Source organism: Arthrobacter ginkgonis, from assembly GCF_039540195.1.
GTDB lineage: Bacteria > Actinomycetota > Actinomycetes > Actinomycetales > Micrococcaceae > Zafaria > Zafaria ginkgonis.
This window is the reverse complement of record NZ_BAABEO010000024.1, coordinates 22,817-35,263: the sequence shown is the minus strand read 5'-3', so window position 1 is coordinate 35,263 and position 12,447 is coordinate 22,817. Positions and strand designations below refer to the sequence as shown.

Below are 12,447 nucleotides of genomic sequence, written 5' to 3'. Positions count from 1 at the left end.
CTTTGGGGTGAAAGCCGCCCGAGGTGTGCGGCCCGATCCAAGGAGCACCTATGCATGCACCATCGTCCGTGTCCGTGGGCGCAGGAGCCCGCGACCCCTCGTCCTCAAGCGTCATCGCCCTCTGCATGGTCATCACCATCATCGAGGGGTACAACCTCATCGTCTTCGGACAGGTGGTTCCGCTTCTGCTGCGCGATCCGGCCCTGGGAATTTCCGATCAAGCCATCGGGCTGATCGGCGGCATTGTCTATATCGGAGCGATTCTGGGAGCCCTCGCCGCACCGCTGTTCGGGGAGCGCCTGGGCCGCAAGCCGGTGCTCATCGTGGCCATTGCGGTGTTCGCCCTGGGCTCCACGCTCAGCGGAGCAGCGGTCGACGGGTCGATGCTCGGCATCGCCCGTTTCCTCACGGGAATCGGCGGCGGGGCGGCCCTGACAACATCGATGACCGTGGCGCGCAACAGCGCGCCGCCCCGCCGGGCATCGTTGGTCGTGACGATCACCATGGCAGGCATCCCGCTCGGCGGAGTGGTCGCGGCATTAGTGGCGGTTCCGGTCCTTCCCGCACTGGGCTGGAGGGCCATGCTCTTTATCGGGACGGGAGTCACGCTGGCGATTCTCGTGGCGGTGTCGTGGATGAAGATCCCTACGAACAGCGAGCCTGAGGCGGCCCAACGCACTTGGTCGTCCCGCCACAAGCTCGCCGCAGTGTTCACCGGTCGTGGCACTGCCGTCGCAGTCATCGTGGCCCTGTGCGCGATCGCGAACATGGTCGCCTGGCAGGGGCTGAATGTCTGGGTCGTGGAGTCCATGATCGGCGAGGGCTTCGCACTCCAGGCCGCGCTGCTGTTCAGCTTCGTTCTTACGGGGGCGGCGGTCCTCGGGTCCTTCGCCACGGCGTGGATGGCGGACCGGCGGGGCGCCTCGTCGGCGGCGGCTATCACCGCCACTTGCACCGTCGCGGGAATGGTCGGGATGCTCGTCCTGCCCGCCTCGGTCCCCGCAGCCGTGGTCAGCATCTCGCTGATGGGGATCGGGGGGCATTCGACCATGAACCTCGTGCACACTGCGACCTCCGACATGTACCCGCTGCCAGCACGCGCCACCGCGTTGGGCTGGTCCAACGGCACCTCCTTCGTCGGCGCCTTCCTTGGTCCGACTTTGGGCGGGGCGGCGATCGCCGCGGGCGGCTCCACCGGAATCTTCGCCACGTTCGCCGTCGCTGCAGGCGTGTGCCTCGTCTCGGTGGTCGCGCTCCTCATCGCCGACCGCAAGACCACGCATGCATCGTTTAGGCATCCTCAGGGCCGCCACGGCGAGCCGCTTCTCACTTCGGAGGTTCCGGCATGACACTGGTCAACAACCCCGCCGCTGCGCGGCAGTCGCCCGTGCAGGGATACCTGGAGGAAGCATTGTTCGACTTCGACCGTCTTCTCGACCCCCGTCCCATGGAGATGGAATCCGGATACCGGCGACTGGAGAACGGCGTGCTGCACGTGGCCGTGCGAACGGATATGCACGGCTGCACCGGTCAGATGTTTGAATGGTGGTTTGGAAGCCGGCCCGGGGACCGCGAGTATCGCTGGTGGCACCCGCTCGACCATGGGTCGAGCTCTTGGAAGGGGGGCACTCCCGGACAGGCGGCGGGATCCACGCACGTGGTCACGGAAAAGCTCACGAACCTCCCGGAGCAGGAGCTCCTTATTGAATTCCACGACCCGACGAGGTTCTTCGACGAGGGGGCCTACATCGCCGCCCGCGACGGCGGCGCGGTGTCGGCAGCGGTCACTGGCCATGCGGGCATGGGGCACGACGAGCCCCGCCACGCGGACGGTTCACTGGTGGGTGGGCGATTGCTGCACATTGGCCGCGACACCGAATGGGGCCTTGCACTGAGAAGCCACTTCCTGATGGGCTACGACCTTCCCTCGCTGGGGCTGGGCCCTGAGCAGGTCGCGGCGGAGGTCGATGCGCGGCTCGGACCGAACCTGCTGCAGCACGCGTATGACGAGTTCACCTTCCTTTCCCGGATCCTGCCCCCGCTGTACCAGGCGGAGAACCGAGACAAGGTCGACGTCCCGCGGCCCTGGTAGCGGCGCCCGCAACGCGGAGCGGCGGACCGGACTCAGCCGAGTCCGGCCCGCCTTTTCTCGTCCAGATGCGCCTTGGCCGCCGTCGCATCGATCGAAGGGTTGAGATCCTTCAGTCCCCACAGGGCCGCGGCGCCCTTGGCGGCGAAGCGCCTGGTCGGCATGACGACGGCGATGGCTTGGAGAGCCCCCGTGGGACCGACCATCGCGGTGGCTACCGCGCAGATGCCGACGTCGTGCTCTTCAATGTCGACAGCGATTCCCACGCGTCGAATCACGTCGAGCTCGGCAAGAAGGTCGCCACGGTCGACGACCGTTGTATCGGTGAAGCGCTCCAGCGCGTCCGGGAGGAGTTCCTCCGCCCGGACAGGGGGAAGGGACGCGAGAAGCGCCTTGCCGATGCAGCTTGCGTGCAGGGAGAAGCTCCGGCCGACCTTCGTTACGCCAATCAGCCGCTCCGGCGAAGCCACCTGGTCGACGATGACTGCCTCCCGGCCGTTGAAGATGGCCAACTCGGCATTCTCGTTGGTCTCCCTGGCCAAGGAGACGAGCTTGCTGCGGTTCGCGCTGAGCAGCTGGAGGTGGCCCGCCAATCCGAACTTCAGGACGCCGGGTCCGAGAGTGTAACCGGGCCTGTCGGATGTGCGCACGACGTAGAGCTCGGACTCGAGGTCCTGGATTGTCCGATGGACGCTGGACCGGGGAAGCCCAGTACGCGTGGCCAGTTCCGACAACGTCAGACGCCCTCGACTTTCGGCGAGGGCGTCCAGGATGAGGCTGGCGCGTGAGAGCGTGGTCACCGGATTATCCTCGGGACATATGCGCCGCTGTTCAACCCGCGGCCGTCCACACCCGGCTCACTATCAGTTTGCCGATCGACCATTCCTGGGGATCCACGAGCAGCTCGTAGCGACCCAGCGTATGCACGAATGGGCCTTCGTCGGCGAGAACCCAGCGCGTGTAGTGCGCGGTCGCATGCCACGCTGAACCCGAATCCCCTCCCGGCCGGACAATGAGGTTGCTGACGTCGTGCCGGTGTGGGACGGATCCACTCCACAGCTCGGTGAAGAGCTGCCGGGCGCTTGAAGGGTCGTGGGACCCGCTGGCGGGGAAGAGGACCTCGGCGCGGCCGAGCATTTCCACCACGGCGTCGACGTCCTTGCGGTCGGCGATCTCTACGTACTCGTGAAGCAGGTTGGCGACGCGGTGCCGGGCCTCGGCTTCGCGGCTCACCGGTCTTGTTCCTGCCCGGCAGCCTGCCACTGGCGCACCCAGGCGCGGCCGTAGTCGTTCCCGTGCGGGGTGCGCAGGACGGTGTGGACGTGGAAGTGCTTGGGGGTGTCGTAGTCCAGGAACACCCCGCAGTGGTGGTCCAGTTCGGCGATGACCACCGGGGACTGGACCCTGTAGTAGAAGACGTCGCCGGGTTCATGGCCGCCGATCCAGCTGAACCACGTCTCCCCCAGGTGCGCCTCCACCTCGCGCATGCGGGCCGCACGGGGCCCTTCGGGCAGGGGAAGCACGAACTGTTCGACGATCGCCAGTGCCAGCCGCTGCGCTTCCTGCGGCATGTCCGCCAGCCGGATTCCTTCGAACGGGATCACCCGGTTGTCCTGGAAGGCGCCGGCAAGGTGGCGTTCGTCGCCCGGGTGCACGCGGCCCTCGGGCATCGCCGGATCGACCATCTGCTCATAGACGGTCGCGGCCGTGCGCTGCTCCTCGGGCAGCGCGGCCATGAGGCCGGTGCCCAGGCGGATGCGCTCGCCGAAGGCGGCGGTGCCGGAGTGCGGGCCCTCGTCGATCTCGTTGGGTTCGGCCCCGAAGAACACGGGCCCGAGCGCCATGCGGCCCTCCACCACCAGGCAGTTCACGGCGCAGTGGTGGCCGTAGAGCTGCCACCCCCAGGGGGCGGTGGGGTGGGGGGTGCCGTAGAGGGCAAAGTTGTAGCTGAACTCGTTGAGCACGTTCTCCAGCCCCACGACCGCCCCGAGGAAGCCGTTGATGAGCATCATGTCGTGGGCCAGCCGGTAGCCTTCCGGGCTCAGCGAGGCCTCCATCAGGGCCAGCGCCTTCTCCCGGACGTCCTGGGGCTGGAACTCCAGGCGCAGGCCGGTGTCGAACTGCATGAACTCCGGGTTGGCCCAGGTCTGCCACTGAACCGCGTCCACCGGGTGGGCCAGCTTCTGCCGGTCCGCCTCCGAGACCGCCGCCAGCAGCGCCTCGGCGGCCTCGACCATCGCGGCCACCGGAGCCTCCTCCCCCGGCCGGGCCGGCTCCAGCGGAAACAGGCCCTCGCGCAGGTTTCCGTCCTCGGTCACGCCCCGGAACTCGTTCAGGTACAGCGGCGTCCACCCCTCCACGAGGCCGCCGGTGAAGGTCCCCTCCGTCCGCGCCGCCTCCCGGTAGGCGTACGGGTCAAGGCCGCGCACCTCCTCGATGCGCGGGTGGCCCTCGGGAAAGAGATAGTTGCGGAATTCGGCAGTGGTCATGGTTGGCAACTCCCTTGTTGGTTGGCCTGGTGGCTGGGTTGGACTGGCAGCGGGGTGGATCAGTGGGTGGCGTTGTGTTGGGCCACGGCGTCGCGGACGGCCGGGACGTCTCCGGCGGAAATCGCCTCGACCAGTGCCGCGTGCACGCGGTGCCGTTCGGCCCGGTAGGCGGCTGCGTCCGGGCCGTCCGCATCAAAACGCGAGGACCCGGTGGAGGACAGATGTCCGAGCGTTCCGACGTAGACGGCCCGGGCCATGGCGTTGGGGGCGATCTCGGCGATGCGGGAGTGCAGCGCCCAGTTGGCGCGCATGAAGGCGTTCCAGTCCCCGGCCGCCTGCATCTCCCGCAGCAGCCGGTGCAGCTCCGCGATGTCCGCAGCCGTGCGGCAGCGGGCGGCTCCCACGTCGATGAGCTCCTCAAGGTGGTCCCGCAGCTCGATGGCGTCCAGGACGGCGGAGGGCTGCTCGCTGACCGTGAGCAAGGTGTGGCGCAGCCGCACGACGGGCGTGGGCTGGGCCAGGAACAGTCCTCCGGTGCGGCCCGGACGGATCTCCAGGATCCCGCGCTCCCGCAGCAGCCGCACCGCCTCGCTCACGGTGGCGCGGGCGTAGCCGGTCTCCTCACGGAGCCCCTGCAACGTGCCCACGCAGTCGCCCGGCTGCAGGCCTTGGGACCTGATCCGCTCATCCAGCGCCGCGGCCAGCTGTTCGGCCCGCGAGCGCGGCGCGGCCAGGTTCAGGACCATGGCCTCAGTCAACGGAACCGCGGCCGTCCCCGAATCCCGGGGCGTGGGCTGTACCGGGCCAGTGATCTGTGTCATGCTCCTATTCAAGCACAAAAGGTGCGAATGTTTTAGAGGTTTTATGGAGCCGGGTTTTCCGGCCCGGAGGGAAGCACATGAAAATCGTGGGAATCCGCCGCGGAGGCGGCAGCGTAGAGGTCGGCGTCCTTTCCGGGGACGGCACGGAGGTCGGCATCCTGGCCGGCCTGGAGGAGTTCTGGGCCGCACCCGCCAGCCACCTCGCCGGAGGCACCCCCAGCCGGACGGTCCCGGCGGCGGACGTGGAGTTCGTCCCGCCGGTACTGCCGGGCGCGCGCGTGATCTGCATCGGCCTGAACTACCTCAAGCACGTGGCCGAGGGCTCCTACAGCGACCAGCAGCTGCCCGAACACCCCACCCTCTTCGCCCGCTGGACGCAGTCCCTGACGGTCGACGGGGCGGAAGTCCCCGTCCCGGCCGGCGAGGACGGGCTCGACTGGGAGGGCGAGATCGTTGCGTGGGTTGGCGAAACGCTCGTCGACGCCACGCCCGAGGAGGCCCTGGCCGCCGTCGTGGGCTACTCGACGTTCAACGACCTCACGGCCCGCAAGGCCCAGAAGCTCACCTCCCAGTGGATCCTGGGCAAGAACGGCGACAAGTCGGGCCCCCTGGGTCCGCTGGTCCCGGCCGCCGAGGTCGGCGACCTCCGCGACGGGCTGCGGGTTCTCACGCGGGTCAACGGCGAGACCGTGCAGGACGGAAACACGACGGAGATGGTCTACACCGTGGGAGACACGCTCGCCCACATCTCGCGGACCTTCACCCTCCGCCCGGGCGACCTGCTCGCGACGGGAACGCCGTCCGGCGTCGGATACGCCCGCAACCCCCAGTGGCTCCTCCAGCCGGGCGACGTCGTGGAGGTGGAGGTGGAGAAGATCGGCACGCTGACCAACAAGGTCGTCGGCAACGAGGCCCGCCGCGCGGCTGCGGAAGGCGGCCAGAAGGCCCTGGCCTGAACCGCGAGCCCCGCCGAGGGGCGCCCCCAGCTCTCCGCGAGGGGCTAGCTGACCTGCACGACGGCGGCTGGCCGCCGGAGGAGCCCTTCCTTCGGTGGCGAGCCGCCGTCCGTCGCGTCCGGAGGGTGGTTGCCGGTCACGGCCGGTCTTCGGGCGTGCCCTACAGGGGTTTCATGCCAGCCGGTTCGGTGCCCGCCGAGCGGACGGCGGAGGTTGGCTGCCGGTGGCCCAGGCTGCGCGAGACGGCCCGCCCGGCGGCGCGCACCAGGGGAATCAGCTCGTGGGCCGGCTTGGCGCCCTCCGGGACGACGATCGATATGGCGGCCGCGACCAAGCCCCTTGCGTCGTGCACCGGAGCCGCAACGGAGACGGTCCGGGAAGGCTGCACGCGGCGCACCACCGCGACGCCCTCGGCCTTGACGGACGCGAGGACGGAACGGAGTTCCCGCTCGGACATGTCGGGAGTGCCCGGTTCGCGGTCCCCGGGCTGGGCGATGAGCTCGCGCTGCAGCCCGGGCTCGCTGTGCGCGAGCAACACCTGGCCCACCGCCGTCGTTCGAAGCGGCAGCCGTCCGCCGACGCGGTAGGCGACCTCCGTGGCATTCCTTGAGGAAAGGCGGTCGATCAGGACCGCGCCGGACCCCTCGAGGACGGCCAGCAGCACGTGGTGATGGGTGACCTCATACAGATCCTCCAGATAGGGCAGGGCGACCTGGCGCACGCCGTGTCCGCGGGGAGCAAGCGTCGCCACCTCCCAGAGGCGTATGCCCACCACGTAGCGCCCGTCCTCGAGGCGCTCCAGCGCTCCCCACTCCGTCAGGTGCCGGACAAAGCGCAAGGCCGTGGCTGGCGGCATCCCGGCGAGGCGGGCGAGCTCGGAGAGCCCCAGCACGCGCCGCTCGTCGGAAAACTGGTCCAGAAGGCTCAGGGCCCGCCGCAGCACCGGTTCGCCCCGGGCCCCGCCCTGCGGTGCGGGAGTTCCCGCGCCGGCGCCGCGCATCTCTTCGTTGTGAACCACAACACAAATGCTATGTCACTGAGTGAAAAAGCCGGTTCCTCTCCCGGTCCCGATCGGAGAAGCTCAAACCCAACGCGCAACGGAGCCGATCCAAGTGGCCCGCGACGCGAACGCCCCGCCGCGGGCCACCCCTTCATCCGTCTTTCGTGGATTGGAAATGACTATGAGCTCCACCCTCAAGAGGAAGTCGCTCCTCGGGGTTTTCCTCATCTGCTGGTTCGGCCTCCTCGCCGACGGCTACGACCTGTACGTCTACGGGGCAACCCTCCCCGGCCTGATCGGGCCCGAACCCTTCGGCGTCACTCCCGCCTCCGCCGGGATGGTGGGGAGCCTGGCGCTCGTGGGCATGCTCCTGGGTTCGCTGGTTGTCGGCACCCTGACCGACAAGCTCGGGCGGCGGCGCATCTTCGTCGGGGCGCTGGCGCTCTTTTCGGTGGCCATGCTCGCCTGCGCCGCGGCGCCGTCCTGGGAGACCTTCGCCGCGTTCCGCTTCGTGGCCTGCTTCGGAGTCGGAGGCCTGCTGCCCACGGCCGTGGCCCTGACCAACGAATTCGCCCTCCCGGGACGGAAGTCGATCACGCTCGGCGCGGTGCTCACCGGCCCGGCCGTAGGCACCGTCGTGGCTTCCCTCAGCTCCCTGGCGCTGCTGGAGTCGCACGGGTTCCGTCCTGTCTACGCGATCGGCGCGGCTGGGCTGCTCCTGGTCCCCTTCGCGTGGCGGGCCCTTCCCGAGTCGCCCTCGTTCCTGCACGCTACCGGCCGCCATGCCGAAGCCGGACGCGTCGAGGCCGCCTACGGGCTGGTTCCCGCCACCGAATCCACGGTACGGCAGCGTCCCGCCGGATCCCCGCTGCGCACGCTGCTCTCCGGCGGCTATCGCCGGCCGACGCTCATGCTGTGGGGGATCACGCTGCTCAGCCTGCTGACCATCTTCGGAGTCAGCACGTGGCTGCCGCAGATCATGCGCACGGCCGGCTACGGCGTCGGATCCTCGGTGTCCTTCCTGCTCTGCTACTCCCTCGGCGCCGTCGTCGGCACCGTCCTCGCTTCGGCTGTCAGCCAGCGGACCGGACCGAAGCCGCTGGTCATCACGGGATTCGCGAGCGCCGCGGCGGCGCTGCTCCTGATGTCCCTGAACCCGCCCGCTGCCGTGATCGCCGTGCTCGCCGCAGTGGCCGGCTTCGGCGGCCTGGGAACGCAGAACATGATCAACGACTACATCGCCCAGTTCTACCCGGCGGCCGTCCGGGCCACCGGACTTGGGTGGGCCCTGGCCATCGGGCGGATCGGGGCGATCGCAGGCCCAACCTACGGCGCCTTCCTGGTCAGCTTCGGAGGCGGGGTTCCCGTCGCCGCCACCGCCTTCGCCATCCCAGCCCTGATCGGCGGGGCGCTGATGCTCGCGCTGCGGCCGTCAGCCACCCCCGCCTCCGCCGCCCAGCCGTCCGCCGCAGCGCCGTCCGCCGAGACCGTCGCCTAGCCCGGCATCCACCCCCAGAAAGGCATTCCCCCATGGCAATCCACCCCCCGCACGAAGCCCTTGACCGCCTGCCCTCCGGCACGCGCGTCCTGATCGCCGGCGGAGGACCCAGCGGACTGTTCCTGGCACTGGACCTGGCCCACCGGGGCATCCCCAGCGTCGTGGTCGAGCCGCGGGCATCGATCGATCCGCACCGGCCTCGGGCCAAGACCACCAACGCGCGAACCATGACCCACCTGCGGCGGCTGGGCCTTGCCGACGCCCTGCGCGCCGCGGCCCCGCTGCCCGTCCGGTTCAGCCAGGACGTCATCTTCTGTTCGGGCCTCACGGGGCGGGAGATCACCCGGTTCCCGAACGCGTTCCAGCTCGACGCCGGCCGCTACGACGCCCAGCCCGAATGCGGGCAGCAGGTCCCCCAGCCCGTGCTGGAGACCGTGCTGCGCGAGGCGGTCCGCTCGCACCCCCTGGTCAGCCTCCATACCGGAGTCACCGTCACGGGCCTCGCCCCGGGAACCGGCACCGGCGCCGCCAGGGCTCCCCACCGCGTCCAGGTCGAGGATTCGGCAGGGTCGCGGCGCGTGGTGGAGGCCGAATACGTCGTCGGGGCCGACGGCGGCAGCTCGGTGGTGCGGAAGTCGCTGGGGATCGCCCTGGAAGGCGGTTCCGCGGCACGGAGCAACCTCAGTGTGCTCTTCCGCTCGGCGCAGCTGGCGGAGCTGGTCGAGCTGGATCCCGCGGTCCAGTACTGGGTGATGAACCCCCAGGCTCCGGGCATGATCGGACCGGCCAATCTGGACGGCACCTGGTGGGTCATCCTGCAGGGCGTCGACCTCTCGGGAGCGGACGTCGACCTGGCCGCTTCCATCCGGGCCATGGTGGGCGCGGAGATCGACGTCGACATCATCGCGGAGGATCCCTGGACGGCCCGGATGCTGCTGGCCGAACGCTACGGCGACGGGACCATCTTCCTGGTCGGCGACGCGGCCCACCTCAATCCGCCGTGGGGAGGCCACGGGTTCAACACTTGCATCGGCGACGCGGCCAACCTGGCCTGGAAGCTGGCCGCCGAGATCCACGGATGGGGCGGTCCCGGCCTGCTGGCCAGCTACGGCGCCGAACGGCGCCCGGTGGCCCAGCGCACCATCCAGGACGCCGCGGACAACGGCAAGGCCCTGGCCTACGACTTCGCGGACGAACGGCTCGGAGAAGGCGGGCCGGCAGGGGACGCCCTCCGGGCGGAAGCGCGTACGGCGCTGCAGGTCAAGCGCAGCGAGTTCGACTCGCTCGGCCTGGTCCTCGGCTACAACTACGCGGGCTCGCCCATCGTCTCCTCCGACGGCGGCCTTCCTCCGCAGCCGGACCCCATCGCCTACCGCCCCTCCGCCGCTCCGGGATGCCTGCTGCCCCACTCCTGGCTGCCGGACGGGCGCTCCCTCTACGACGCGCTGGGCGAGGGGTTCACCCTCCTCGTCGACGCGGATTCCGCGGACGAGCAGGCGCCGGCGGCCGTCGCCGAACCCGTTGCCAGGATGGCCGCGGCGCGGGGGGTCCCGCTGGAGATCCGCGCCGTGCGCGCGGGAAGCGGCACCCCCCTCGCCTCGGCGTGGGAGGCGGACTTCCTCCTGGTGCGGCCGGACCAGCACGTCGCGTGGCGCGGAAACGACGGCGGCTCCGCGGCCGAGGCGCTCGACCGCGCAACGGGCTGGGCGTCGGATTCCATCCTGACCGGCTCCGGAAACGCCGACCGGGCAGTTGACCGGGCGGGGGCCAACGCCTGACGGGCCGGCACCGATCACCCCGCGCGGTGGCCTGACTTGGGGGCCACCGCGCGGCAGCTGTCGAAGCCGGCCTCGCCGGTGTCGACGGCATGCCGCGGTCCGGAGGGCCAGCGCCCTGCCCGGACCCTCGGATCCATTACGCGCCGTTTCCCGAACGAGTAGACACAGAATTTAGGATTGCCTAAACTCACCTGCGGCCTTAGTGGCCATTCGCTTCTCGTCGCGGACACCCCAACCGCGGAAATCGAACTTAGGTGGTTTTGTGCGCGCTCTGCTGCGGTCCTCGGCGGCCCTGGGATTCGTCGCCCTCCTCGCATTGACGGGCTGCGGCTTCTCCGGCTCGGAAGGAGAAAGCGAGCAGGCGGCCGACCTCAACCAGCGGATCGTGGTGGACAACTTCCGCGCCCCGGTGGCCGACTGGGCCCTGGAAAGCGACGCCGCCTACATCCTGTCCCTGTCCGGATGCCTCGAGACGCTGACGCGCTACGACGAGGCCGCGGGGAAGATCGTGCCCTCGCTGGCCACCGAATGGGAACAGGTCTCCGACCTCGAGTGGGACTTCACCCTCCGCGACGGCGTGACGTTCCAGGACGGCACCGACCTGACCGCCGACGCGGTCGTGACTTCGCTGGAGCACGTGCTTGAGGCGGAGGTCCCGGCCCGGGCCTTCAACCCGACCGTCGTCAGCGGCGTCAAGGCCATCGACGAGCACACGGTCCGGATCACCACCCCGACCGAAAGCCCGCTGGTTCCCTACCGCCTGGCCAGCGTCAACACCGGCGTGCTGGCCGCGGCCGCCTTCGACGGCAAAACCGTCGATCCCTTCGGGCACTGCACGGGACCCTTCACCGCCGTCTCGGAGAAGCCCAAGCAGTCCCTGGCCCTGGAGCGCAACGAGGACTACTGGGGCGGGCAGGTGCAGCTTGCCGGGGCCGAGGTCCGTTTCATCACGGACGGCGCCACCCGCGCCGCGCAGGTCCAGACCGGCGAAGCCGACGTTTCCCTGTCCATCCCCGTCTCCAGCCTGTCCACGCTTGAGGCCGATAAGAACGTAAAGGTCCTCAAGGCCGATTCGCCGCGGACCGCGACCCTGTACATGAACAACGGCAAGGCGCCGTTCGACGACGTCGAATTCCGCCAGGCCATCCGTGCGGCGCTGGACCTGGATGCCTTGGCCGGCAGCGTCTACGAAGGCGCCGCCGTGGCCGCCAGCGGTCCCTTCGCCCCGTCCGAGCCGTGGGCGATCGAGGGCGCGCAGACCCCGAAGCAGGACGTGGAGTCGGCCCGCAAGCTGCTCGCCACCGCTGGATACACCGCCGAGCGCCCCCTGGAGATCGTCGCGATCGTCGAACGCGCGGAGTTCGCCGACGTCGCCACCGTCATCCAGGAAAACCTGAAGGCGGTGGGCGTTCCGGTGAAGATCCGGACCACGGAGTACGCCGCGGTGGAGCCGGACCTGCTGGCGGGCAACTACGACATGGTGCTCAGCCAGCGCAACCGCCTCATCGACATCGCCGACCCCATCGGCTTCCTGACCGCGGACTACACCTGCGACGGCGGGTACAACCTCAGCCACTTCTGCGACGAGGACTACGACGAGCTCATCACCCAGGCGGCCAAGACCGCCGACGCCGAGGAGCGGTACCGGCTGTACGCGGAGGCGGGGCAGATCCTCCAGGACCAGGCCGTGAACATCTGGCTGGTCAACGAACAGGCCATCGACGCCGTCCGCACCGATCTGGGATCCCACGTGCAGGACCCGCTGGCCCGGTACGTGCTCCGCGCGGAAACGACCAAGTCCGGCTCGTGACCATGC

Annotated in this window: 11 protein-coding genes; 6 read left to right on the top strand and 5 right to left on the bottom strand. The window is 69.7% G+C overall.

From position 1 onward, the window contains the following. The first annotated feature begins 50 nt into the window (after positions 1-50). Together ABD912_RS17935 and ABD912_RS17930 are read left to right on the top strand one after the other, a co-directional pair. On the top strand, positions 51-1,349 hold the full coding sequence (locus ABD912_RS17935) for an MFS transporter (protein ID WP_345152973.1): 1,299 nt from the start codon (positions 51-53) through the stop codon (positions 1,347-1,349). After that, positions 1,346-2,092, top strand: coding sequence for a DAPG hydrolase family protein (locus ABD912_RS17930; protein ID WP_345152972.1), 747 nt, complete (start codon positions 1,346-1,348; stop codon positions 2,090-2,092). The genes ABD912_RS17935 and ABD912_RS17930 overlap by 4 nt, the downstream gene beginning before the upstream one ends. Positions 2,093-2,124: 32 nt before the next feature. On the opposite strand, the gene ABD912_RS17925 is transcribed toward ABD912_RS17930, so the two are convergent. The 4 genes from ABD912_RS17925 to ABD912_RS17910 are packed head-to-tail and all read right to left on the bottom strand — an operon-like array spanning position 2,125 to position 5,399. Next, positions 2,125-2,889 carry an IclR family transcriptional regulator gene (locus ABD912_RS17925; RefSeq protein ID WP_345152971.1) on the bottom strand — a complete coding sequence of 255 codons (765 nt, stop codon included), beginning with the start codon at positions 2,887-2,889 and terminating at the stop codon, positions 2,125-2,127. 31 nt (positions 2,890-2,920) lie between these two features. Then, the gene (locus ABD912_RS17920; protein WP_345152970.1) at positions 2,921-3,322 is read right to left on the bottom strand and encodes a nuclear transport factor 2 family protein; all 402 of its coding nucleotides are present in this window, start codon (positions 3,320-3,322) and stop codon (positions 2,921-2,923) included. After that, complete coding sequence (locus tag ABD912_RS17915; RefSeq protein WP_345152968.1) at positions 3,319-4,578, bottom strand: DUF3500 domain-containing protein; 1,260 nt, start codon at positions 4,576-4,578, stop codon at positions 3,319-3,321. Before ABD912_RS17915 ends, ABD912_RS17920 begins: the two co-directional genes overlap by 4 nt. Before the next feature lie 59 nt (positions 4,579-4,637). Continuing rightward, positions 4,638-5,399: a FadR/GntR family transcriptional regulator gene (locus tag ABD912_RS17910; RefSeq protein WP_345152966.1), complete on the bottom strand. Its 762-nt coding sequence runs from the start codon at positions 5,397-5,399 to the stop codon at positions 4,638-4,640. A gap of 77 nt (positions 5,400-5,476) precedes the next feature. On the opposite strand from ABD912_RS17910, the gene ABD912_RS17905 reads away from it, so the two are divergent. Continuing rightward, the gene (locus ABD912_RS17905) at positions 5,477-6,355 is read left to right on the top strand and encodes a fumarylacetoacetate hydrolase family protein (RefSeq protein WP_345152964.1); all 879 of its coding nucleotides are present in this window, start codon (positions 5,477-5,479) and stop codon (positions 6,353-6,355) included. 160 nt (positions 6,356-6,515) lie between these two features. Here the strand turns inward: ABD912_RS17905 and ABD912_RS17900 are convergent, their stop codons facing one another. After that, positions 6,516-7,355 carry an IclR family transcriptional regulator gene (locus tag ABD912_RS17900; RefSeq protein WP_345153183.1) on the bottom strand — a complete coding sequence of 280 codons (840 nt, stop codon included), beginning with the start codon at positions 7,353-7,355 and terminating at the stop codon, positions 6,516-6,518. Between the two features lie 175 nt (positions 7,356-7,530). On the opposite strand from ABD912_RS17900, the gene ABD912_RS17895 reads away from it, so the two are divergent. From ABD912_RS17895 to ABD912_RS17885, 3 genes are all read left to right on the top strand, one after another. Further along, the gene (locus tag ABD912_RS17895; protein WP_345152963.1) at positions 7,531-8,853 is read left to right on the top strand and encodes an MFS transporter; all 1,323 of its coding nucleotides are present in this window, start codon (positions 7,531-7,533) and stop codon (positions 8,851-8,853) included. A gap of 32 nt (positions 8,854-8,885) precedes the next feature. Beyond that, the gene (locus tag ABD912_RS17890; protein ID WP_345152962.1) at positions 8,886-10,631 is read left to right on the top strand and encodes an FAD-dependent monooxygenase; all 1,746 of its coding nucleotides are present in this window, start codon (positions 8,886-8,888) and stop codon (positions 10,629-10,631) included. A gap of 262 nt (positions 10,632-10,893) precedes the next feature. Continuing rightward, positions 10,894-12,441: an ABC transporter substrate-binding protein gene (locus ABD912_RS17885; RefSeq protein WP_345152961.1), complete on the top strand. Its 1,548-nt coding sequence runs from the start codon at positions 10,894-10,896 to the stop codon at positions 12,439-12,441. Positions 12,442-12,447: the final 6 nt, after the last annotated feature.

Bases quoted from the DNA above. Each gene is read 5' to 3' on its own strand.
- ABD912_RS17935 (WP_345152973.1), top strand. From the start codon at position 51: ATGCATGCACCATCGTCCGTGTCCGTGGGCGCAGGAGCCCGCGACCCC.
- ABD912_RS17930 (WP_345152972.1), top strand. From the start codon at position 1,346: ATGACACTGGTCAACAACCCCGCCGCTGCGCGGCAGTCGCCCGTGCAG.
- ABD912_RS17915 (WP_345152968.1), bottom strand. From the start codon at position 4,578: ATGACCACTGCCGAATTCCGCAACTATCTCTTTCCCGAGGGCCACCCG.
- ABD912_RS17910 (WP_345152966.1), bottom strand. From the start codon at position 5,399: ATGACACAGATCACTGGCCCGGTACAGCCCACGCCCCGGGATTCGGGG.
- ABD912_RS17905 (WP_345152964.1), top strand. From the start codon at position 5,477: ATGAAAATCGTGGGAATCCGCCGCGGAGGCGGCAGCGTAGAGGTCGGC.
- ABD912_RS17900 (WP_345153183.1), bottom strand. From the start codon at position 7,355: ATGCGCGGCGCCGGCGCGGGAACTCCCGCACCGCAGGGCGGGGCCCGG.
- ABD912_RS17895 (WP_345152963.1), top strand. From the start codon at position 7,531: ATGACTATGAGCTCCACCCTCAAGAGGAAGTCGCTCCTCGGGGTTTTC.
- ABD912_RS17890 (WP_345152962.1), top strand. From the start codon at position 8,886: ATGGCAATCCACCCCCCGCACGAAGCCCTTGACCGCCTGCCCTCCGGC.